At 65.5% G+C, this 23,370-nt stretch carries 18 protein-coding genes; 4 read left to right on the top strand and 14 right to left on the bottom strand.

Going from position 1 to position 23,370, the window contains the following annotated elements; genetic code table 11:
- Window positions 1-56 precede the first annotated feature (56 nt).
- From mgtE to HPY67_08190, 8 genes are all read right to left on the bottom strand, one after another.
- Window positions 57-1,409, bottom strand: coding sequence for a magnesium transporter (mgtE, locus tag HPY67_08225; GenBank protein NPV04702.1), 1,353 nt, complete (start codon window positions 1,407-1,409; stop codon window positions 57-59).
- A gap of 150 nt (window positions 1,410-1,559) precedes the next feature.
- Window positions 1,560-2,453 carry a protease HtpX gene (gene htpX / locus HPY67_08220; GenBank protein ID NPV04701.1) on the bottom strand — a complete coding sequence of 298 codons (894 nt, stop codon included), beginning with the start codon at window positions 2,451-2,453 and terminating at the stop codon, window positions 1,560-1,562.
- 76 nt (window positions 2,454-2,529) lie between these two features.
- Window positions 2,530-4,287, bottom strand: coding sequence for an alpha/beta fold hydrolase (locus tag HPY67_08215; protein ID NPV04700.1), 1,758 nt, complete (start codon window positions 4,285-4,287; stop codon window positions 2,530-2,532).
- A 59-nt stretch (window positions 4,288-4,346) separates the two neighbouring features.
- A complete protein-coding gene (locus tag HPY67_08210; protein NPV04699.1) occupies window positions 4,347-5,048 on the bottom strand; it encodes a hypothetical protein in 702 nt (233 codons plus the stop codon).
- Window positions 5,049-5,050: 2 nt separating this feature from the next.
- On the bottom strand, window positions 5,051-7,798 hold the full coding sequence (locus HPY67_08205; GenBank protein ID NPV04698.1) for a cation-transporting P-type ATPase: 2,748 nt from the start codon (window positions 7,796-7,798) through the stop codon (window positions 5,051-5,053).
- A gap of 345 nt (window positions 7,799-8,143) precedes the next feature.
- Window positions 8,144-9,352: a glycosyl transferase gene (locus tag HPY67_08200; GenBank protein ID NPV04697.1), complete on the bottom strand. Its 1,209-nt coding sequence runs from the start codon at window positions 9,350-9,352 to the stop codon at window positions 8,144-8,146.
- The gene (locus HPY67_08195) at window positions 9,345-10,610 is read right to left on the bottom strand and encodes a glycosyltransferase (protein ID NPV04696.1); all 1,266 of its coding nucleotides are present in this window, start codon (window positions 10,608-10,610) and stop codon (window positions 9,345-9,347) included. The genes HPY67_08200 and HPY67_08195 overlap by 8 nt, the downstream gene beginning before the upstream one ends.
- Before the next feature lie 29 nt (window positions 10,611-10,639).
- Complete coding sequence (locus tag HPY67_08190) at window positions 10,640-11,458, bottom strand: HAD-IIB family hydrolase (GenBank protein ID NPV04695.1); 819 nt, start codon at window positions 11,456-11,458, stop codon at window positions 10,640-10,642.
- A 245-nt stretch (window positions 11,459-11,703) separates the two neighbouring features.
- Here HPY67_08190 and HPY67_08185 point away from each other — a divergent pair, with 245 nt between their 5' ends.
- Window positions 11,704-12,144, top strand: a complete 441-nt coding sequence (locus HPY67_08185; GenBank protein NPV04694.1) for an NfeD family protein — start codon at window positions 11,704-11,706, stop codon at window positions 12,142-12,144.
- Between the two features lie 112 nt (window positions 12,145-12,256).
- Here the strand turns inward: HPY67_08185 and HPY67_08180 are convergent, their stop codons facing one another.
- From HPY67_08180 to HPY67_08155, 6 genes are all read right to left on the bottom strand, one after another.
- Window positions 12,257-15,016 (bottom strand): TRAP transporter fused permease subunit, encoded by a 2,760-nt coding sequence (locus tag HPY67_08180; GenBank protein ID NPV04693.1) that lies wholly within the window; start codon window positions 15,014-15,016, stop codon window positions 12,257-12,259.
- Between the two features lie 109 nt (window positions 15,017-15,125).
- Window positions 15,126-16,427: a TRAP transporter large permease gene (locus tag HPY67_08175; protein NPV04692.1), complete on the bottom strand. Its 1,302-nt coding sequence runs from the start codon at window positions 16,425-16,427 to the stop codon at window positions 15,126-15,128.
- A gap of 142 nt (window positions 16,428-16,569) precedes the next feature.
- The gene (locus HPY67_08170; protein ID NPV04691.1) at window positions 16,570-18,417 is read right to left on the bottom strand and encodes a carbon starvation protein A; all 1,848 of its coding nucleotides are present in this window, start codon (window positions 18,415-18,417) and stop codon (window positions 16,570-16,572) included.
- 77 nt (window positions 18,418-18,494) lie between these two features.
- Window positions 18,495-18,791 carry a hypothetical protein gene (locus HPY67_08165; GenBank protein ID NPV04690.1) on the bottom strand — a complete coding sequence of 99 codons (297 nt, stop codon included), beginning with the start codon at window positions 18,789-18,791 and terminating at the stop codon, window positions 18,495-18,497.
- Between the two features lie 166 nt (window positions 18,792-18,957).
- Complete coding sequence (gene thrC / locus HPY67_08160) at window positions 18,958-20,352, bottom strand: threonine synthase (protein ID NPV04689.1); 1,395 nt, start codon at window positions 20,350-20,352, stop codon at window positions 18,958-18,960.
- Between the two features lie 4 nt (window positions 20,353-20,356).
- Window positions 20,357-21,280: a LysR family transcriptional regulator gene (locus HPY67_08155; GenBank protein NPV04688.1), complete on the bottom strand. Its 924-nt coding sequence runs from the start codon at window positions 21,278-21,280 to the stop codon at window positions 20,357-20,359.
- Between the two features lie 143 nt (window positions 21,281-21,423).
- Here HPY67_08155 and HPY67_08150 point away from each other — a divergent pair, with 143 nt between their 5' ends.
- The 3 genes from HPY67_08150 to HPY67_08140 all read left to right on the top strand — a co-directional run bounded on the left by HPY67_08150 (window position 21,424) and on the right by HPY67_08140 (window position 23,366).
- Complete coding sequence (locus HPY67_08150; protein NPV04687.1) at window positions 21,424-22,497, top strand: YedE-related selenium metabolism membrane protein; 1,074 nt, start codon at window positions 21,424-21,426, stop codon at window positions 22,495-22,497.
- A gap of 49 nt (window positions 22,498-22,546) precedes the next feature.
- Window positions 22,547-22,759, top strand: a complete 213-nt coding sequence (locus tag HPY67_08145; GenBank protein ID NPV04686.1) for a preprotein translocase subunit TatB — start codon at window positions 22,547-22,549, stop codon at window positions 22,757-22,759.
- A gap of 73 nt (window positions 22,760-22,832) precedes the next feature.
- Window positions 22,833-23,366 carry a DUF3343 domain-containing protein gene (locus HPY67_08140; GenBank protein NPV04685.1) on the top strand — a complete coding sequence of 178 codons (534 nt, stop codon included), beginning with the start codon at window positions 22,833-22,835 and terminating at the stop codon, window positions 23,364-23,366.
- Window positions 23,367-23,370 lie beyond the last annotated feature (4 nt).

Raw genomic sequence — 23,370 nt, 5'->3', positions numbered from 1 at the left:
GTCCCTGGCCATGCGTTTGTCTCCGGCATGCCGGTGCAGGCCGGCCCATCCCGCCCTCAGGCCATGGAGAGGACGGCCTGCGCGATGGAAAAATAGATGAGCAGCCCCAGGATGTCCATGACGGATGCGATGAGGGGGTTGCTCGCCACGGCCGGGTCAACGCGCAGCCGCTGCAGGATGACGGGCAGGATCACGCCGAGGATGCTGGAGGTCAAGACGATGCTGACCATGGCCAGGGAGACGATCAGGGCGATGCGGGCATCGCCCTTGAAAAACCCGAGGACCCAGCTCGCCAGGCCCATGGTCGCGCCGAGAAGGATCCCGATTCCGACCTCCCGCAGCAGCGCCCCGAGCCACTGGCCCTCCCGGATGTCCCCCGTCGCCAGCGCGCGGATCATGAGCGTCGCCGACTGGTTTCCCGTGTTGCCGCCCGTCCCGATGAGCAGCGGGATGAAGAAGGCCAGGGCGATGGCCGAGTTGAGCGTGTCGGCCTGCGCCGAGAGGATCCCCGTCGTGACGACGCTGATCCCGAGCAGTGAGGCGAGCCAGGTCACGCGCTTCGTGTAGAGCGACAGCACCGACGACTCGCGGTAGCTCGCCTTCAGGGGATGCACGGCGGCCGATTTCTGGAAGTCCTCCGTCGCCTCCGCCTCGGCGACGTCGATGAGGTCGTCGACGGTGACGATGCCCAGGAGGATGCCGTTGGCGTCCACCACGGGCAGGACCGTGATGTCGTAGCGCGAGATCAGTTTCACCGCCTTCTCGCGGTCCTCGAAGGCGCCGATCCGGATGACCGACGCCTCCATGATGTCGGCGATCCGTTCGGCCGGCTTCGCGAGGATGAGCCGCCGCAGCCCCAGGACGCCCACGAGCTTCCACCGGGCGTCGGTGACGTAGACGACGTTGATCGTCTCGCTGTCCTTGCCCTTGAGGCGGATGTGGTCCAGGGCCTCGCCGACCGTCCACTCGGGCCGAACGGCCACGTAGTCGGGCGTCATGAGCCGGCCGACACTCTCCTCGGGATACCCGAGGATCTGCAGTGTCTCCTTCCGGTCCTCGGGGGTGAGCAGGTTGAGCAGCTTCTGGATCGCCTGGCCGGGCAACGCCTGCAGGAACTCCACTCGGTCGTCGGGGCTGAGGCCGGCGAGGATCGCCCGGGTCTCCTCCGCCGTCAGGGCTTGGAGGAGATTCGTCTGCGTCCTGTCGGACAGGTAGGAAAAGACCTCCGGGAGAATTTCCCGCGGGAGCAGTCGCAGCAGGACGATGCGGTCCCGCTCGCCCAGCCGCTCGAGGATGTCGGAGATGTCCGGCTCGGGGATCTCCTCGAGCAGTTCCCGCAGCTCCTCCCATTTGCGGTCGGCAAGGAGTTCCTCGATTTCCGGTTTCAGCAGTTCAAACGTCTTGGACATGGGGGGGCCGCCTTCGAGCAGGGACGATCGCATTCGGTGCGGGCGGTCCCCCGGCGGGACCGTCCCGCTCGCATCATAGGTGCCGAAAGGCATCCGGTCAAGGAATTTGCGGCCGCCGGCCGCGTACGGTGCAGGCGGCGGGACCGGTTCTCATCCCCGCTGGGCTCGCGCGGCGAGCGCCGCGATGCGCTCCTCCAGGGGCGGGTGGGTCATGAAGAGCCTCCGGAGGCCGGAGCCGGGGGACCCCGAGATCCCGAAGGCGGCCATCTGGTCGGGCAGGTGGGGCTGCTGCACCGTCTTCTGCAGGCGCTTCAGGGCTGCGATCATCTTGTCGCTCCCCTCGAGATCCGCACTGCCCGCGTCGGCACGGAACTCCCGCTGCCGGCTGAACCACATGACCACGAGGCTCGCCAGGATCCCGAAGACGAGTTGAGCAATGATCGTGGTGACAAAAAAGGCGGGCCCGTGGCCCCTCTCGGTCTTGAAGACCACCCGGTCCACGAAATGTCCCACGACGCGGGAGAAGAACATGACGAAGGTGTTGACGACGCCCTGGATCAGGGCAAGGGTGACCATGTCCCCGTTGGCCACGTGGCTGACCTCGTGGCCCAGGACGGCCTCCACTTCGCCGCGGGTCATCGAGCGCAGCAGCCCCGTGCTGACGGCGACCAGGGCGCTGTTTCGGCGCATGCCCGTGGCGAAGGCGTTCGGGTCGGGCGCATCGTAGATCGCCACATCGGGCATGCCGATCCCCGCGGCCGTCGCCTGGCGCTTCACGGTGTTGACCAGCCAGGCCTCGGTCTCGTCGGCCGGCTGCGTGATCACGCGGGCCCCCGTCATGCGCAGGGCGGTCCACTTCGACAGGGCCAGGGACACGAAGGCCCCCCCGAAGCCGAAGACGGCGGCGAAGACCAGCAGGTTCGTCATCTCGAGGGCGATGCCCTGCTCGTCGAGGATGCGCTCGACCCCAAGCAGGCGAAGCACGATGCTCAGGATCAGAACGACGGCCAAGTTGGTGATGATGAAGAGCACGACACGTTTCATGGAAACTCCTCCTGATTCTTAGGGGGGTCGCGTTTGCCCCGTTCTTTCTTGCAGAGCCGAAGCACGCCCCGCGGGCCTATTCCCCGCGGACGTAGGTTCCCGGCGCGTCGCCGAGCGGAGGGTACCCCGCGTCCTTTGCGCCCGTCGGCGGGGGTGGCACGGGCTCCCCGGAGAGCGCCGCCAGCCAGGAGACCCAGGACGGCCACCACGAGCCTTTCTGCGGCGGGTTCTGCTCCACCCAGCGGTCGGGGTCGACGTGGCGGTCCGATTCCCGCTTCGTGGCGATGCGGAAATAGGCCCGGTCGTTTCCGGGCGGGTTGACGACGCCCACGTTGTGGCCGCCGCTGGTCAGCACGAAGGTGATGTCCGTGTCCGCCAGGAGGTGGATCTTGTAGACCGAGCGCCAGGGGGAGACGTGGTCCGTCTCGGTTCCGACGACGAACAGGGGGATGCGGATGTCCCCCAGGGCGACCGGCTGCCCGCCCGCCTCGAAGCGCCCCTGGGCCAGGTCGTTCTGCAGGTAGAGGCGCCTGAGGTACTCGGTGTGCATGCGGTAGGGCATTCGGGTCGCGTCGGCGTTCCAGGCCATCAGGTCGTTCATGGGGCGGCGCTCGCCCATGAGGTAGTCACGGACGACGCGGGACCAGACCAGGTCGTTTGTCCGCAGCATCTGGAAGGCGCCCGCCATCTGGCGGGAATCCAGGTATCCCTGGTCCCACATCATGTTCTCCAGGAAGGTGACCTGGCTCTCGTCGATGAAGAGCGTGAGCTCGCCGGGCTCCGAGAAATCGGTCTGGGATGTCAGCAGGGTCAGGCTCCGGAGCCGCTCGTCGCCGTCGCGGGCCATCGCGGCCGCCGCGATCGCCAGGAGCGTGCCCCCGAGGCAGTACCCCGCGGCGTGGATCTTCGGCCCGGGGACGATCGCCGAGACGGCCTCCAGGGCGGCCATGACGCCGAGGGTCCTGTAGTCCTCCAGCCCCAGGTCCCGGTCCTCGGGGCCGGGGTTCTTCCAGGAGATCACGAACACGGTGTGGCCCTTCTCCACGAGGTGGCGCACCAGGGAGTTGTGCGGGGAAAGATCCAGGATGTAGTACTTCATGATCCAGGCCGGCACGATGAGGACCGGCTCCGGCCGGACCGTCTCCGTGGCGGGCGCGTACTGGATCAGCTCGATGAGCCGGTTGCGCAGGACGACCTTGCCGGGCGTCACGGCCAGGTTGCGCCCCACCTCGAAGGCCTCGGCCCCCGCGGGCTTGCGGCCCAGCACGGCCCGCCCCCAGTCGTCGAAGACGTGCTGGGCCCCCCGGACGAGGTTCCTGCCGCCCTGCTCGATCGTGGCGCCCAGGATCTCGGGGTTCGACCAGAGGTAGTTCGAGGGCGAGAAGACGTCGAGCCACTGCCGCGCCGCGAAGGACACGAAATCCTCGTGGCGGCGCGAGACGCCCTGGACGCCGCTCGTCGCGTTGTGCCACCACTGCTGGGCGAGCAGGAAGGACTGCCAGTACAGCTTGTATGGCCAGCGCTGCCAGGCCTCCCCGGTGAAACGCCGGTCCTGCGGCAGCGGCTCGATGCAGGGGGCGCCGTCGCCCTCGCAGGCGCATTGCTGCAGATACAGGGCGAGCCGCAGCGCCTTGCGCAAGGCCTTCTCGACGAGTTGGGCCTGCTTGGCCGGCGAATAGGCCAGGTGCATCAGCCAGTCCAGGTACGCCAGCGTCATGGAGGCCGGCGAGAGGCCGCCCGTCAGGCGCCCCAGCCAGGCGTGCACGAGGCGGTCGAGGTTGCTGCCCAGAAACGGCGTCGCAGGTGCCTGTGGCTTCGTGTTGCTCGTGTCCATCCTGTCTCTCCTTCGCTGAGGGTTTCCGAACAGAGGGCCGCAGCCGCTCTCGGCGAGGTTCAGCCCCCACGGGGCCGGCGGCTGCGCTCATACTCGTCGCGTATGGCCTGGAACTCGCGGTCGGCGATCTCCAGCAGACCCGCCACGGCGGCCAGACGGCGCCGGACGGCGGGCGGGATCGCCCGGGCGGACTTGTACTGGATGTCGTGCTCGATCTCCGCCCACGCGTGCTGGAGGATCGTCCGGACCTGGATCTCGGCGACCAGGCCCTCGTACCACCGCACGCCCTGAGGTTCCAGCTGCTCCGGGGCCAGCTCCACGAGGTAGTGGACGCTCCGGTACCCGAACCCGCCCGGCTCATCCCGCCACCCGGTCTTGTCGTCCCGCTCGATCACCCGGAAATTCTCCCGTATGACCGCATCGAGGTCAAGGACGGTCTTCGGGAAAAAGGTGATCACCCGCACGCCGGCCATGTCCGTCACCGTCTTGAGCAGTTCCGGGGCGCTCAGCGGGGCTTTGTGCGAGCCGAGGAGCCGCCGGAGCTTTCTCTCGAAACTCTCCACCGACTTGGTCCGCGCCTCGATCGAGTGGATCTTGATCGAGCGCCGCGTGATCGCCGCCGCGATCAGATGGCGGACGTGGACGCAGAAAGCACCGTAGAGCGGGCGCAGTTCCTCGTAGCGCCTGACGGTCTCCCGGAGGAGTGCCGACGCGTCGCCCCGCGTCGCCCCCGGGGCCCTCTTCGCGGCTTTCCGCACCACTCTCAGTCATTCCCTCCCTTCCCGGCGGGCACCCGGACCGAAGAGCGCGCCCTCACCCACTTCTCCGCGCCGACAACGAGGGAGACGGCAAGGGAGACCGCGACGATGACGGCCCAGTCGGCAAGCGGAAGGGGCGCGCTGTGGAACAGGGTGTTCATCCAGGGATGATAGGTGTAGAAAATCTGCAGCAGGACCATGACGGCCGAACCGCCGAGCACCCAGGGATTCGAGAAGAACCCCAGGCTCAGCATCGAGTGCCGCAGGGAGCGGCAGTTGAAGAGGTAGAACAGCTCGATCATCACGATGAGGTTGACCGCAACGGTCCGCGCCTCGGCAAGCCCGGCGCCCCCCTTCTTCTTCAGCAGGAAGAGGGCGAAGACGCCGATGAGCATGAGCACGCTCACCAGGATGATCCGAAGGATCAGGACGTTCGTCAGGATCGGGCTGTCGGGCTCCCGGGGCGGCCGCATCATCACGTCGGACTCCTTGGCCTCGAAGGCGAGCATGAGCCCCAGAAGGACCGCCGTGGTCATGTTGATCCAGAGGATCTGCACGGGCAGCACGGGCAGGGCCACACCCGTCCCTGCGACGACGGAGGCCATGATGACAAGGGCCTCGCCCCCGTTGGTGGGCAGCGTCCAGACGAAGAACTTCGTCAGGTTGTCGAAAATGCGGCGGCCCTCCTCGACGGCGGCCTCGATGGTGGCGAAGTTGTCGTCGGTGAGGACCATGTCGGCGGCCTCCTTGGCGACCTCCGTCCCCGTGATGCCCATGGCGACGCCGATGTCGGCCTGCTTCAGGGCGGGCGCGTCGTTGACGCCGTCGCCCGTCATGGCGACGACATGCCCCTTGGCCTGCAGGGCCTCGACGAGCCGCAGCTTCTGCTCCGGGGCGACGCGGGCAAAGACCTTGGCCCGCTCCGCCACCTCGATGAGCTCCGCGTCGGAGAGATCCTGCAGCTCCCGGCCGGTCACCGTGACGCGGCGATCGCCGTCGGCCCCCGGGTCTGTCAGGCCCAGCTGTCCGGCGATGGCCGTGGCCGTCACGGCGTGGTCGCCGGTGATCATCTTGACCGCGACGCCCGCCGTCTTGCATGTCTGGATTGCCCTCATCGCCTCCTGCCGGGGCGGGTCGATCATGCCCTGCAGCCCCAGGAAGGTCAGGCCCGCAAGGCCCTGGACCGATTCGAAGGCCCTCTGCGCCGCCGGCAGCTCTTTCCGGGCGAAGGCGAGCACCCGAAGGCCCTCTGCCGCCATGGCCTCGGCCGCCTTCAGGACCGAATCCCGGTCGAGATCACCTGCAGAGCCGTCGCGGGAGAGGGCCTGCGTGCACTGCTCGAGGACCTTCTCCACGGCCCCCTTGACGTAGGCGACGGGCGCCTTGCCCTCGCCCGGGTCGTGCAGCGTGGCCATGTAGGCCCTCTCCGACTCGAAGGGGATGACGTCGATGCGCGCCCAGGCGCCGCCCGTGCCGGGCTTCAAGCCCGCCTTGGCGGCGGAGACAAGGAGGGCCCCTTCCGTGGGGTCGCCCTCGATCCCCCAGCGCTCCTCCTTTTGAACCAGCCGGGAATCGTTGCACAGCAGCCCGGCCCGCAGGCACTCCAAAAGGGCCGCGGACGAGGCCGGGTCGGCCGGGGCGCCGCCCGCGCGGATCTCCCCTTCCGGCGTGTAGCCGCTCCCGGTGATCTCGTAGAGTTCCCCGCCGGCGCTGATCTTCTGCACCGTCATCTGGTTCTCCGTCAGGGTGCCCGTCTTGTCGGAGCAGATGACCGTCGTGCTCCCCAGCGTCTCGACGGCGGGGAGCTTTCGGATGATGGCGTGGACGTCGGCCATCCGCTTCACCCCGATCGCCAGGGTGATCGTCACGGCGGCGGGCAGGCCCTCGGGGATGGCGCTCACCGCCAGGGCGACGGCCGCCATGAACATCTCGAGGGCGGTGTGCCCCATGAACCATCCCGCGAAAAACATGGCAGCCGAAACGACGAGGATGACGACGAGGAGCAGCCGGCTGAAGTGGGCGATCTTCCTCGTCAGGGGCGTCGAGATCTCGACGGCCTCGGCGATGAGGCCCGAGATGCGGCCCGTCTCCGTCCGGTCGCCCGTGGCGATGACGATGCCGCGGCCCTGGCCGAAGGTCACCAGCGTCCCGGCGTAGGCCATGTTGCCGCGGTCCGCAAGGACCGTGTCCGTGGGCATCACGTCGACGTGCTTGGCGACCGGGACGGACTCGCCCGTCAGGGCCGACTCGTCGACCTGGAGCTCCCGGGAGACGAAGAGGCGGAGGTCGGCGGGGACCTTGTCGCCCGACTGCAGCAGGACGATGTCGCCCGGGACGAGATCGGCGGACGGCACCGTGTGCGGGGTGCCGTCGCGCAGGACGACGGCCTGGGTCGTCATCATCGTCATGAGGGACTCGATCGCGCTCTCCGCCCGTGATTCCTGGATGAACCCGACGATGGCGTTGACGAGGACCACGCCGAAGATGACCGAGGAGTCGACCCACTCGCCGAGGGCCGCCGTGACGGCCCCCGCGGCGATCAGGATGTAGATCAGCGGCTGGTGGAACTGCAGCAGGAACCGCATCAGCGGACCGGTCCTTTTCCTCGGCGTCACCCGGTTGGGACCGAAGCGGGCAAGCCGGTCGGCGGCATTGGCGGACGTCAGACCCCGCTCGAGATCCGTGACGAACTCTGCCGCCGTTTCCTCGACGGGGCAGCCGTGGCAGGGCTGTTCCGGCAGCTGCTTCAACATGGGGGACCTCTTCTCCTCGAAGGTAGACGGCTAGCGGATACGGGGTTGCCGGCCTCGAATGACGGGCCCGGACGCGTCAGGGATTTCCCGGTAACGGATGCCGGGGTCACGGGGGCGTTGGAGAGCCCGGGCCCGGATACAGGTCAGGCCGCAATCCGACGTGTGTCTGATGGCGGCCCGACCATCGGCAGAAAACCTCCGGAATCACCCTTCCGGACCCGTTCCCGTTCACTCGTTTTTACTACAGTAAAAAATAGAGAGGCCCCCTGTCAATGCTTTTCGGAATTGCATCGGGATTCCGGCGTCATGCTCCCCCGGGCCGGGACCCCGAGACCGCGGGGGCCCTCAGGCATTGTCCATCTCGACGGCCTCGCTGATCCGGTCCTCGAAGTCATGGATCGCGGCGTTGACGCGGGCCCAGGCGGCGAGCATCGGGACGCCCACCGGGTCCTCCACGAAATCGGCGATGGCCTTCCGGATCGAGCCGACAAAGGCCTCGACGGCCTCGATCTCGGCATGGCGGTCATAGGTCAGCCCGTTGATGAGCGACAGGGCGTGATACTTCTCGATGGTGACCCTTGCCTCCTGGATGTAGGAGGTGAGCATGGTCCGGAAGAACGCCTCGCTCATGACGATCCCGTCCTGGGTGAGGACCCGGAAGAGGGCCCGGGCGATGTCCCCCGCCATCCGCAGCAGGCCCTCGTTGGGCTTCTGCTTCCGCAGCACCTGGTGCTTGTGCTCGTAGGTCTCCGCCAGGTCCACCTGGCAGATCCGGTTGATCGACGCCCTCTGGTAGACCTCGCTCAGCAGCGACACCTCGAGGCCCCAGGTCGGCGAGATCCGGATTCCGCGCGCCAGGCTCGAAATCAGGGCGAACTCCCCCGACAGGGCGTAGCGGAAGTTGTCCAGGAAGGACAGGAAGGGGTTGAACCCCAGGATGCGGCGCAGCGTCCGGATCAGGGGGGTGTAGAAGAGACGGGTGACGCGGCCGTAGAGCTGGTCCGTCACGCGCGCGTAGTAGCCCTTGCTGAACTCGAAATCCAGGGCCGGGTGCGCCACGGGGAAGAGAAGCCGCGCCAGCATTTCCCGTCGGTAGTTGACGATGTCGCAGTCGTGCAGGGCGATGGCGTAGACGTCCCGCTCCGCGAGGATGGAGCCGAGGGTCATCCACACGGAGCGTCCCTTGCCGGGGTGATCCATGGAGAAGTCGTTCCGCACCAGCTCCCGGTAGAGCTTCCGCATCCGCGGGCCGTCGTGCCAGACGATGCGCACCGGGCACTTCAGCGCGGACATATACTCCCTGGCCTTTTCGAACTCCCTCGGCCCGGCCCGGTCCAGGGAGAGAACCACCTTGTGGAGATACTCCACGCCCTTCAATTCCTCGATGATCTTCGGCATGGAGGGGGTCTCGAATTCCGAGTACAGGGCGGGCAGCAGCAAAACGAGCTTCCGGCGGCGCGCGATCGCCTTGAGCTCGGCCTCGAGCTCCCCGACGGGCCGCTCCCGAAGCTTCTGCAGGGTCGTGATCATGCCGTGCTGCCAGAAATCAGCCATCGTCCACCTCCTCGTCCCAGATCCGGACCAGGTAGTCTTTCATCTTCTCGAACGCCAGGGCGTGCGCCTCGAAGATGCGCTCCGCCTCCTCGGGGTTCTTGTCCCGCACCTCGTTGATGAGGCTTGCCACCCGGGCGTTGTACAGCGGGACCATCGTGTCGAGGACCTTGAAGCGCTGCCGCGGGGTCGCGTGGAAATAGCGGGCGTAGCGGTAGACGACGCGGACCCACGACTCGACGGGCAGGACGAAGTCCTGCGTGCGCTCGACGGCGGCAAGGCCCCGGATCACCTCGAGATCCTTCGGCTCGACGATCCGCTGCCAGACGCCCGAGAAGTTCGCCCAGCCCGTCCGGAAATAGTCGATGAGGCCTTCCTGGTCGATCTCGAAGGGGGCCGGCTCCTGTTCCAGTTCCTCGCCGACCACGGGGACGTCGCGGGATCGCCGGACCCTCTGCCAGTGCCCGGCGTTGGTTTCCATGAGCTGGAAGATCGTGCCCACGACCTGGCGGAACATCGGGCCCAGGTCGGCCCCCGGGTCCTTTTCGCCGTGCACCTTGACTCCCAGCCGCGCCTGGCAGAGCTTGAAGCCGCCCACGACGGCCGTCGTGGTCATCCAGACGTCGATGCCGAAGCGGGCCACGTCCGTCTCCCAGACATCCTGGTCGAAGTAGTGCTTGGCGAGCCGCTGGGAGATCCCGAAGTCGCCCCCGATGGGCTGCCGCACGCGCTGCCCGTAGAGCGCCCGCGTGAGGTTGTAGGCGATCGTGTTGGTGATGGTGCCGTCGAGCTTGTAGCGCCGGTACAGGGGCGCGACGAAGTCGTAGCCCTTGAACACGGGGTCGAGCACGTTGCGGACCCACTCGGGTTTGATCGAGACGAGGTCGGAGTCGAAAACGGCGACCGCCCGGGCCCGGAGGAAATTCGCCACCTCGAAGGCGGCACGGAGGCCCGACCCCTTTCCCGGCACGCCCCGGTAGATCGTCACGATCTTCTTGATCTGGTAGGAATGGATCTGCACGAGGTTGGCGGTCTCACGCGTGTCGTCCGTCGACCCCCCGTCGGCGACAAAGATGACGCTCTTGGCCTCGGGGTAGAACCGCTCGAGCCCCTCGGCGACCGTCTGGATCACGTGGACGATGGACGAGCCGCTGAAGTAGGAGGGGATGCCGATCACGATATCGGCATAGCGGAGCTTCTCGATGGTCTTGCGCGCGTGATCCCTAAGGGTCGTTGAAAACCGGGGCAACGTTGTCGTCATGAACCGCTCCTCTCCCTGACCGCCCCTTCTCACCCGCTGTCGAACCGGTGGAGAAGGCTCAGGACCGCCTCGTTCCAGCCGAGGCTCCCCGGATGCCCCGCCCGGAGCAGGTACGGCAGCGCAAGGCCCTCGTACTGCCCGTCGGGATGCGGGATGAGCACGGGGATATCCACGGCGGCAAGCATGGGGGCATCGTTGGGCCTGTCGCCGATCCCGACGGTCAGGAGCTCCCCCGCCGCGTTCTCCCGGAAGATCTGCGTCACGCGCCTCACGGCCTCCCCCTTGTCCTGCCCGGCCCCGGCCAGGTGATGGAAGCGCCCGCCCCGCGTGATCTGCAGCCCCGCCGCCAGGGCTTCCTCCCGCAGGGCCTCGAGCTGCCCGCCGTCCTCCAGCAGGAACGGCTCCGAGAACTCCCTCTGCTTCGCCAGGAGGGCCTGCTCGGGGGTGAGGCCCGTGAGGGCCACCAGTTCCTCGAGGCTCAGGTCCGCCGCCCCGCGCAGGGCGTAGCGCGTTTTCCGCTCCTCGACGAATCGGCGGATCTCGGCGTAGGGCCTGCCGAGCGGAATCAGGAGATGCGATCCCCTCTCGATCGCACCGGGAATGCGGAAGCCCCGGTAGCCGGCGGGGAAGAAAATCCCCCCTCCGTTCTCCGCGGCGAAGGGCTCCCGGATGTCCAGATCCGCCTGCAGGCGCTCGATCTCCGCCCGGGTCTTGCTTGTGACGAAGACCAGGGGAATGCGCCGCGCCCGGATGATCCTGAGCGCGGGGGCGGCCCCTGCATGGGAATACCCGTCGTGGTCCAGGAGACTGCCGTCGAGGTCCGTGAAGATCAAAAGCAATCGGTTCATGGCACGCTCCGCGTTCCGGCACGGGTGCCCGGGCCGGCTTCGGCCGCAAAAAAAGCCGCCATCTGATTCTCATCAGATGGCGGCCCGACCATCGGCAAACCCTCCGGGATCGACGCCCCGGACCCGTTATCCATTATTCATCCTGATTTACCTTAGCGGATGGGATGCGGCCCTGTCAACCTTTTTGACGCCCCGGTGCGCGGCGTGGTAATCATGGATGCATACGCAAAAGGGATCCCTGCGACATGAGCCGTCTCAGACACTTCCGGACGCTCCCGGGCAAGACAAAGCGATCCATCCTTCTCAAGTACACCCTCTACCAGGTACCGGACACGGCCCTCGCATTCGTCGTGCTCTGGGCCCTCGTCGAGTGGGCGGGCGTCCCGCCCTGGCTCGCGGGCTGTCTCGCGATCCTCTGGATCCTGAAAGACATCCTCATGTTCCCCGTGCTCTGGCACTCCTTCGCCGGGACCGATTCCGCAACCCTTCACAGCCTTGTCGGGGCAGAGGGCGTGGTCACGAAGACCTGCGATCCCCACGGCTACGTGCAAATCCGCGGCGAGACCTGGAAGGCGGAACCGGCGGAACCGGCACGTCCCATTCAGAAAGGCACGCGCGTCGTGGTTGCCGGAGGGAGGGGTCTCACCCTCCAGATCACGCCGAGGGACGACCGCCGGCCGGAGTGACCCCTGCCGCCCGTCCCGCGCCGGCTCAGTCTCTCCCCTTCAGGGTGTCGAGCAGGAAGGCGCGCAGCGTACCGTAGTCGGCGGGCAGCTCGACGGCCCCGCCTGAAAATCGTCAGGCTTCCGCAGGCGGCCCCTGCGTCGTCTGTTTGCCTGCACGCCGGTATTTCAGAATCTGCCAGGCGGTGAGCGCAGCGTAGAGAACGGCTCCAATGACGTCCGTTGCCGTACCGGGAATGATGAGCAGGAGAGCGGAGAGTCCCATGAGCAGCCTCTGGAACCGGTTCAACGGTCCCCCTCCGATGTATCCGACCACGGTGGCCCCCAGTGCAGAGACGCCCAACACGAGGGTGACGGCGCACTGGACGAACCACAACCAGTCGAATTCAACGGTCTGGTCGAGCAGCCAGGGCATGAGCAGCACCGCGGGTGCGTAGATAAAGGCAAACGGCACGCAGGCCTTGGCGCTGGAGAGGCTGAAGGCACGGAAACCCGTCTTGAAGGGGTCGCTCCCGGCCACCCCTGCCGCCGCGTAGGCTGCAAGCGCCACGGGCGGCGTCACGTCGGCGAGAATGGCGTAGAAAAAGACAAACATGTGCGAAAGCAGCGGATGGATACCCCACTGCAGCAGGGCCGGGGCGGCGATCATGGCGGCGATAATGTACTGGGCCGTTGTGGGGATGCCCATGCCGAGGATGAAGCAGGCCAGGGCGGTATTGACGAGCGTGAAAAAGAGCGTGATGTCGCTGACCGTCGTCATTCCGAAAAACATGGGGTTGAGGATCTCGGCAATGTTATGGGCCACCGCGATGACGGCCGTGGCAAATTTCAGGCCGATGCCGGTGAGGGTCGTCGCCCCGACGATGAACCCCACGCAGGCGCAGGCCGCCCCGATGGCGATTGCGTTTTTCGTTCCTTCCTCCAGGCTCGTGAGGATTTCGCGGATGCGCATTTTGCTTTCCTTGTAGAAGACCCCCGCGCCGACGATGAGCATGTCGGTCCAGAAGGCGGCCAGTCCCGGATCGACCTCGAGGTAGAGCAGGGCCGTGAGGAAAGCCGAGATGCCGACGGCGATTGTCGTCGAGAGCCGCTCCGAGGTGCCCCCGAAATGATAGAGAGAGGCAGCGATAAAGCCAAACCAGCCGATGGCGAGTTTCACGTCCGTGAACGGGTTCACGCCAAAGAGCACGGGGGGCACGCAGAGGAAGAGCGGCAGCAGGAATGGCTTCGTCCTCTCGTGGACCTGTCCCGTGGCGGTGGCAAAGATGATGCCCCAGAAGGCAGCGAGGAACGGACTGGAACCGGTGATCAGCAGGTAGACGATGATGATGAGAGGCCCCACAAGAAGCCAGCGTTCTTTGAGCACGAGCCGGAGGTTGGGCAGCATTTCCCGGGGAAGACCCAGCAGGCCTGTCTTCTTGGCCTCGAGGTGGACCATCCAGCCCACGGCGAAAAAGTGCACGAACGCCGGCAGGACGGCGCATAGGGCGATCTTGATATAGGGGATCCCCAGAAACTCGGCCATGATGAAGGCGGCGGCGCCCATGACCGGAGGCATAATCTGGCCTCCTGTGCCTGCTGCCGCTTCGACCCCCGCCGCGAATGTGGGTTTGTACCCGACCCGCTTCATGAGCGGGATCGTGAAAGACCCCACCGTCACCGCATTGGCCACCGAGCTGCCGCTGATCGACCCCATGAACCCGCTGGCGATGACGGCCACCTTGGCAGGCCCCCCGGAGGACCAGCCGGCCAGAGCCATCGCGATGTCCATAAAGAGCTGCGCAAGGCCCGTCCGGGCGATGAAGAGCCCGAAGAGAACAAAATGGAAGACGAAGGTCGCGACGACACCGAGCGGGATGCCGTAGATCCCTTCCGTCCCGAGAAACATGTAATCGACAATCCGGGAGATCGAGTACCCCCGGTGGGCGAAGATGTCGAGCCCCGGGATGTCGAGGAAGTACGGGCCCAGGTAGCAGTTGATCAGGACCAGCATGGCGATGATCGGGAGCGGTGCGCCGATGCTCCGGCGGGCGGCTTCGAGGATGAGAAGGAATGAGAAGCTTCCCACGACGAGCTCGGCAAAATCGGGGCTCCCCGCCCGCATGCCGATGTTGTTGAACTCGAGAAACACGTAGACCGAGATCATGCAGGACATCAGCGCCAGGAAGAGATCGAAATACGGGACGTTGTCGGATTTATAATCGATCCTTCCGTGCCGGATCAGACCGTAGAGAGATAGGCCCCACTGCAGGAAAAACAGGGCCGTGATGGCGATAAAGACGCCCAGAAGGAAGACCCCCCAGAAAATCAGAGACGGGTTGAGGTCTACGAACCAGGAGCGCACATCCAGGTGCGTCCACCCAAAACCCGCCCCGCAGAGGATGAACGCGATCATGGCGGTGTGGATGGGAAAATCGACCCGGCCCGAGAGCGAATCGGGCAGGTTCTCACGCTGTTTGAAATAGAGGGAGAACCCGAAGGTGCCTATGGCGACGGCGGCGGCCGGGGCGAAAGACAGGCCGAATATCTCGCGGAAGACGGCGGTGTTGAGCATGGCCGCGCATCCCGCGTAGAGGACATCGTAGAGGAGGTGCTTGCCCCCCTTTCGATGGACCTCCTTTTTCATGCTGTAGACAAAGAACACCAGGGGAAGCACGAACGCCAGGTGAAACGCGCGGTGGCGCCATTCCTGGAGCACACCGAAGCCGGCCGTGTAGATGTGAAAGATCGAAAGAACGATGGTCATGACGAAAACGAGCTTCGCCGTGACGCCCGTGAGCCTGCGGAACCGCATCTCGGGGTCATACTTGGCCAGCGTGTCGATATCGTCCTGGAGTTCCGGCGACGAGATCACCTTCTTCAGCTCTTCTGCCATACGGATGTCCTCTTCAGCGTTCTGTATCCGGTGTCTGTGTTGTTGAACGGCCGTTCTTCCCTTCGTGTTGAAACGGGATGTGGCACTCCTCCCCTGCGGAATGACGGGTTCACTGCATGGCGTTCGGCAACCACAGGGCGATCTGGGGAAACAGAATGAGCAAGACCGCCGTGATGATCTGGGCGATGAGCATATGGAGCGCACCCCGAAAGATCACCTCGAGCGGCACGTCCCGGGCCACGCCGCCCACGACATATACATTGATCCCCACGGGCGGCGTGATGACTCCCATCTCGGTGACGACGACGATGATGACCCCGAACCAGACGGGGTCGAATCCCAGGGACGTGATGACGGGAAAGATGATGGGGATCGTCAGCGTGATCATGGCCAGCGAGTCCATGACACAGCCCATGAGGATGTAGATGATAATGACGACCGCCATGATCATGTTCGGCGAAAGCGGCAGCTCGCGCACCCAGTTTCCGACGTCGAAGGGGATCCGGGTGACAGCGAGGAAATGGCCGAAGACCGTTGCGCCCGCCACGATGACGAGGATCATGCAGGAGACCCGCGTGGTTTCGCTCAGTGCCCTGATGAATCCCTTCCATGTCAGGTTCCGACCGGCCAGCGCGATGAGAATCGTCCCGCAAGCACCCACGGCAGCGGCCTCCGTGGGGGTGAAGATCCCCATGAACAGCCCGCCCATCACGGCGGCAAAGAGGACGAATGTCTCTACGACACCGGCAAGCGACGCAAGCCTTTCCCGGACGGTACATTTCGGGGCCGGCGTGACCAATTCGGGTTTGAACCACGTCCAGACGAAGATCACGGCGATGAACAGCAGGGCCATCAGGACTCCCGGCAGAACCCCGGCCAGGAAGAGCTTGCCGACGGACTGCTCCGTCATGATCCCATAGACGATGAAGATTGTGCTGGGCGGGATCAGGATCCCGAGACTGCCGCCGGCGGCGACAACCCCCGTCGCCAGGGCTGGATCGTAATTGTACTTCTTCATCTCCGGAAGGGCGACCGCGGCCATCGTGGCTGCCGTGGCGCTGGTGGAACCGCAAATTGCCGAAAACCCTGCACAGGCCCCGATCGTGGCCACGGCCAGCCCCCCTCTCAGGTGCCCGAGAAACCGGTTTGCCGCGTTGAAGAGCCTGCCGCTGATCCCCGCGTGATGGGCAACCTGCCCCATGAGAACGAACAGCGGGATCACCGTGAGGGCATAAGAGCTGAACACGTTGAAGAAGTCATGCGCCACGAGCTGTTGCGCCGCTTCCCAGGAGACCAGATAGGCAAAGCCCAGCATGCCCACGAGGGACATGGCAAACCCCACGGGAATCTTGAGAAACATGAGGGCAATGAGGACAACGAGTCCGTAGAGACCGGCATCCGTGGGCGTCATGGCGTGGGCTCCCCGTCACAATCCGCTGCATGGTGCACCCATGCAGCATCAACGTATTGTCCAATCCCCCGCCCCCTGCGATTTCGGGGGCAGCGGGGTTGGCCGGGCAAACATGGCCGATGCGCGGCGTAAACGGTGCCGTTCACGCCAGGGGCTTGTCATCGGGAGGGCGATCGGCGGGTACGATCGGGCAGTACACGAATTCCCTCCCGTCGTTCATCCCCAGGGGTTTCTCGGTCCGGAGCAGCTCCAGCCAAATCCGGACGTTGTCCACGATGATGACCGTCACGAGCACAAGGATGACAATGCTGAGAACGGCGTTGAGCAGCATGTTTCGGGCCATGTAGGTCTGGACATTCATGATGCCGGCCACAAAGGTCGTCATCGACACGAAGGCGCAGGGAACGGCCGTGACCAGGGCGTAGACCTTCCTTTCGGAAATCCGGAGGATGATCGTCGTGCCGATGGCCAGGGCCAGCCCTGCGAGTGTCTGGTTCGTCACGCCGAACATGGGCCAAATCGTGGAGATGTCGCCGGTGTAAAGGATGTGCCCCCAGGCAAACGAAACGGCGGCGCTCGTCACGATCACCCCGGGCATCCAGTCGGTCCTCTTGATGGGCTCCCAGGCGTAGCCGATGAGGTCCTGGAGCAGGTAGCGGGCCACACGGGTCCCCGCGTCGATGGTCGTCAGGATGAAGAGGGCCTCGAACATGATGATGAACTGGAACCAGTACTTCATCGTGTGCCGCAGCCCCTCGCCGATGCTGGCGAACACGTGGGCCATGCCGACGGCCAGCGAAATCGCGCCGCCCGGCCGATGGGAGACGTCGAGACCGACCAGTTTGCTGAGTTCGGGCAGATCGACGACGGGCATGTTGAGCTTCGCGAAAACCGGCGCCGCCGTGTTGATCGCGAAGTAGTCGTTGGGGACGAGCGTCACCGCGGCCAGCAGGGCCATCAGGGCGACGAAGCCTTCGGTCAGCATGGCGCCGTACCCGACCATGGGGATCTGGCTTTCCTTCTCGAGCAGCTTCGGTGTCGTGCCCGAACCGATGAGGGCGTGGAACCCGGAGATCGCGCCGCAGGCGATGGTGATGAACACATAGGGCCAGACCGGACCGGGGATGATGGGTCCCCCGCCGTCGATAAACGGGGTCGTGAAGGGCATCTGCACCGCTGGGTTGACGAAAAAAAGCCCGATGGCCAGGGCCACGACGACGCCGATCTTCATGTACGTGCTGAGGTAGTCGCGAGGCGCCAGGAGCAGCCACACGGGCAGGGCCGCCGCGCAGAATCCATAGAGGGGCAGGAGCACCGAGAGGGTCTTCTTGTCGAAGGTAAACCATCCGGCGACGCCGGATTCAGCCACCGGCGCACCGAGGAAGACGGCGGCGCAAACGGCGATAACGCCAACCAACGAACCCGACAGAATGGCACCGGGTCGGATCTTGAACATGTAAACGCCGACGACCATGGCGATGGGAATCGTCATGGCGATCGTGAAGACGCCCCAGGGATTGTTGTAGAGGGCATTGACGACTGCCACGGCCAGGCCTGCCAGGGCGACGATGATGATGAAGAGGATGACGAAAGCGGTCGTCAGGCCGGTGATCTTGCCGACGTCCTTCCTGGCGATGACCGCCAGGGACTGACCCTTGTGACGAACCGAAGCGAACAGAATGATCATGTCGTGGACGCAGCCGGCGAAGACCGAGCCCAGCAGGATCCAGAAGAAGCCGGGCCCCCAGCCGTACTGGGCTGCCAGGGTGGGTCCGATGAGAGGCCCCGCGCCCGCGATGGCCGCGAAGTGGTGGCCGAAGACGACCCACTTGTTGGTCGGGACGTAGTCCCGCCCGTCGTTGCAGGATACAGACGGGGTCACGTTCCGATCGTCGAGCATCAAGACCTTGGCGCCGATGAACGCAGCGTAGTACCGATAGGCAAGCACAAACACGAGTATCGCGATGAGCATCAAATACAGTGCACTCATGCACTCCTCCATCCTTGAAAGGCTCTGAGAGTTTCGGGTTAGGGGTCAAGATGAATGTTCGGGAAAAGACTGGAATTCTAACAGCGAAGGATGGAGTAGCTTTGGCTGGGCACTGCAGGGTTCAGATCGTTTGAAAAGAAGGGATTGACACCGCGGGCGATGTACAGGGGCTGAACTGAAAGAACGACTGCGACCGAGGTCCTGAGTTCCGCCCTCTGGAGATTCGGCGAATTGGATTTATCCGCCGTCGAAATCTGCCTGTGGAGGACGAGATCACGATCCGTCAGGAGATCGTAGTGGAGAAACGCCAAGCCCACCGGCAGCGTTAGGGCAATGAACAGCAGAAAATGAGGGTGTTTTCTCAGTCGCTTCATCGTCGGATCTTCCGATGGGACTGTTAATCATGGTTTGAAATATTTGTCAAGCAATGGCCAATGAAGATGTTGTCTAACAATCTCCGCAGGCTTGATCCGGCCGAACCGCAGGCACGCTCCTCTATCCTTTTCAAGCCATCGCCTGTTTTCCTTCCTGCAGACATTCTCAGTCTCTCCCCTTCAGGGTGTCGAGCAGGAAGGCGCGCAGCGTACCGTAGTCGGCGGGCAGCTCGACGGGCTCCCCCGTTCGTTTCTCGAGGTCCCTCATGCTCTGCGGCACCTCGGGGGTGATGCCGAGCAGTTCGATAATCTCGCCGGGGAACTTTGCGGGGTGTGCCGTCTCGAGGCAGACGCAGGGCTCGGCGACGGGCCCGCCGCAGGCCTCGAGGTACAGCTCCAGGCCCCTCCATCCCACGGCCCCGTGGGGCTCCAGCAGGACGCGGTGCCGCTCCCAGACGCGCCGGATGGTCTCTTTCGTCTCCCCGTCGGAGACGCTCACGGAGAAGATGCGCCGGCGCATCTCCGCCAGATCGGGGTAGACGTGCACGACGCCCGTGCGGTCCACCGTGCCCCCGTAGAGCTCGAAGAACCGGGCGAGGTTGCTCGGGTGCCCCACATTCATCGCGTTGGAGAGGCAGGCCCGGGAGGGCGAGACCTTCTGGTATACCCCCGTCCGGAGGTAGTTGGGGAACTCGTCGTTCTCGTTGGTGGGCATGACGAGCATCCGCACGGGAAGCCCCATGCGCCGGGCGTACTCGCAGCCCAGGGCGTTGCCGAAGTTCCCGGAGGGGACGGAAAAGACGATCTCCTCGCCCGGGTCCGCCAGCTGGGCGTAGGCGTGGACGTAGTAGATGCTCTGCGGCAGGATCCGGCCGAAGTTGATGGAGTTGGCCGAGGTCAGGTTCAGGTGCGCGAGCCCCGGGTCGGAGAAGGCCTGCTTGACGAGGTTCTGGCAGTCGTCGAACTTGCCGTCCACCGAGAGGGCGAGGACGTTCTCCCCGATCGTGTCGAGCTGCTTTTTCTGCATCCCGCTCACCTCGTTGCGCGGGTAGAGGATGTAGACACCGATCCCCTCGACGCCCCTGAAGGCCTCGCCCACGGCGCTGCCCGTGTCGCCCGAGGTGGCGACGAGCACGTTGAGCCTGTTGCCGCGGTCACGCAGGCGGCTCATGAGCCTCGCCATCATGCGGGCGGCGAAGTCCTTGAAGGAGGCCGTCGGGCCCCGGTCGAGGCGCATGATGGTGACGCGGCCGTGGACCGGCTCGAGGGGGACGTCGAAGGTATAGGAATCCTCCACGACCTGCCGGATCACCTCCCTCGGCAGCTCGTCCCTCAGGAAGGCCTCGGCCACGAGAAAGGCCGTTTCCACGTAGGGCTTGCCCTTGCGCGCCAGGATGTCCCGGACGTCGAGCGCCGGGATGGGGTCGGGCATGAAGAGACCCTCGTCGGGCGCCTGCCCCTGGATCAGGGCCTCGCGGAACGAGACCAGCCCCTTGAACGGCGTGAGGCCGGGCACCCCCTCGAGGCGGCGGTTCGTGCTGTAGTAGCGGATTTTCGTCATGCGTTTACCTCTTTGCGGGCGGTTCCGGGCGGTAGGCCCGGATGAAGTCGAGAAAGATCCGGTGGTGCGCCATCAGGTCGAAGTGCCTGCGGTGAATGACGTGGAAAAACCGCTCGACGGGACAGCCTTCGATCGCAAGCGCGGCGAGGACACCCGCGGCGACCTCCCTGCGGATGGCATAGAAGGAAATCACGGAGATGCCGACGCCGGCAATCACGGCCTCCTTGACGGCCTCGGAGCTTCCCATCTCGGCGGCGACGGAAAAGCGGGACAGGTCCGTTTTGCCCGCCTCGGCGAGGCACCGCTCGAAGGTTTCTCGGGTGCCCGAGCCCCGCTCGCGGATCACGAAGGGCTCCTTCTCGAGCTCGCGGAGGCGGATGGATTTCCGCTTCGCCCAGGGATGGGACGCGGGGACGGCGAGCACCATCCGGTCGCGCCAGAGCGGCTCGGCCGCCAGCTTCGCGTTGGCCGATTCCTTGCCGATGAAGCCGATCTCGGCCCCGTTTGCCAGGACCGCCTCGATGACGTCGTTGCTGTCGGCGGCCCGCACGGCCGCCCGGATGCCGGGGTACCTTGTGCGGAACCCCCCCAATGCGTAGGGCAGGATGTAGGTGGCCGGGATGGTGCTGGCGGCGATCCGGATGTCCCCCTCCTCGGCGGCGCGCACCCGCATCACCCGGTCCACGGCCTCCTCGCGCAGCTTTAAAATCCGGCGTGCGTAATCGTAGACGACGCGCCCCTCGGGCGTCAGCGTGAAGGCCCGGCTGGCTCGGTTGACCACCTTCGCCCCCAGGGCGTCCTCCAGGTTGCGGATGTGCTTCGTGAGCGACGGCTGGGAGAGGTACATCCTCCTGGCCGCCCGGCTGAAGCTGCGCTCCTCGACGAGGTGCACCAACGCGTCGAGCTGCTGCATGCTGACGTTTCTCATCTCGGCCTGCATGGCCTGTCCCTACCATGACTCTTTTCGATAATCAAGGTGCAATTATGAATAATTGGAATTGGAATTATTCATAAAAGAGAGGTAATGGTAATGCGCTTTCTAACCCAATAGACGTGAGGGAGGCCCTCCGCATGGGTAACCCGTTTGCATCCCGCGCGGGAATCATCGCCGTCGGGGCCGTCATCGGGGTGACGGCAACGCTTCTGCAGTACTTCGGAAACCCGCCCAACATGGGTGTCTGCGTCGCCTGCTTCGAGAGGGACATCGCGGGAGGGCTCGGCCTGCACCGGGCCGCCGCCGTGCAGTACATCCGTCCCGAGATCACGGGCTTCGTGACCGGGGCCTTTCTCGCCGCGCTGCTCGCCAAGGAATACAGGCCCCGCGGCGGTTCCGCCCCGCTCATCCGCTTTTTCCTGGGCGTCTTCGCCATGATCGGCGCCCTCGTGTTCCTGGGCTGCCCCTGGCGGGCGCTGCTGCGGCTCGCGGGGGGCGATTGGAACGCCCTCACGGGCCTCGCGGGCCTGGCGGCGGGCATCGGCGCGGGAGTCGCATTCCTGAAATCAGGCTACAGCCTGGGCCGCGCGCAGGCGCAGAAGACGGCGTCGGGGTATCTCTTCCCCGTGTTCATGGCGGGGCTCTTCCTGCTTGCCGCCTTTCAGGTTACCTTTGCCGAGGGCGGCCCCATCTTTTTCAGCCAGAAGGGGCCCGGCTCGCAGCACGCGCCGCTGCTCGTCAGCCTGGGCGCCGGGCTCCTGGTCGGCGCCATCGCGCAGCGCAGCCGCTTCTGCACCATGGGGGCCCTGCGGGATGTAATCCTGCTGAGGGATTTTCACCTGATGAGCGGCGTGGCGGGCCTGCTCGTCGCCGCCTTCGCCATGAATCTCATCCTGGGTCAGTTCAAGCCCGGATTCGCGGGTCAGCCCATCGCCCACACGGACCATCTCTGGAACTTCCTCGGCATGGCGCTCGCGGGCCTGGCCTTTGCGCTGGCCGGGGGCTGCCCGGGCCGGCAGCTGTTCCTCTCCGGCGAGGGTGACCTCGACGCCGGCATCTTCGCCCTGGGCATGATCATCGGCGCCGGCGTGTCGCACAACTTCACCATGGCCAGCTCGCCCGCAGGCGCGGCCGCCTTCGGGCCGGCCGGCGTCATCACGGGCCTCGTGTTCTGCCTGGCCGTGGGGTTCACGATGCGGGAGAGGGCCTGATGCGCAGACCCGGGGCAACGGAGGGACATTTCGCCGAAAGGAGACCGTCATGAGCGCAACGCGAATCGATGCCCGCGGCCTTTCCTGCCCCCAGCCCGTCGTGCTGACGAGCAAGGCCATCGAGGCAGGCGCGGAGAGCCTGGAGGTCCTCGTCGACAACGAGGTGTCCAAGGAAAACGTCCTTCGCCTGGCAAAGCGGCACAGGATGCAGGCCGCGGTCCGCGAGGAAGGGCCCGATATTGTCATCGAAATCAAAACGTAGTATAAGCAGGAGCCAACCGGGGCCTTCCCTGCGGGACAGGCTCCGATTTATTTGGGAAGGAAGTCGACGATCCATGTTTTTCAAGTCCGGCAAAAAGAACGGTTTCGAGGGCGGCGGGCTCGTCCTGTTCGAGAGCGTGGAAGAGGCCATGGGCGGCGAGCGGGCCCTGAAGGCGGCCGAAATCGAAAACCGTCTCGTGGCGCCCCCGCCCGAGCTGCGCCGGGGCTGTGACCTGGCACTCGAGATCAATCTCGTGGAAAAGCCGGCCGTCGAGCGGGCGCTGCAGGAGCGCAAGGCCTCCTTCCTGGACATTTTGCCCATGCGGGGCGACGCGGAGCTGCTGCAGGTCGTCAAGGTGACCGACTTCGGCGAGGCCGTCATGGTCAAGGCGGGCAACATGAAGCTGACCTTCGACAAGGCATCGGGCGTCGTGCTGAACATCTCGGGCGGCGGATGCCCCGACATCCCCTACCTGCACGCCGAGATGCTGGGCTTGCCGCTGGAGCAGGCCCCGCGGCCGAAAGCGCTGGGCCGCACGCTCTGCGCCCTCATGCTGGACCGCGCCTACGAGCAGTCGCTCGAAATCCGGAAGAACGGCAACGGGTGAGGCC

The organism is Syntrophaceae bacterium, assembly GCA_013177795.1.
In the GTDB taxonomy this organism is placed as follows: domain Bacteria; phylum Desulfobacterota; class Syntrophia; order Syntrophales; family UBA2192; genus UBA2192.
Note: the sequence above shows the minus strand (reverse complement) of the source record. Positions and strands in the feature narration are given on the sequence as shown.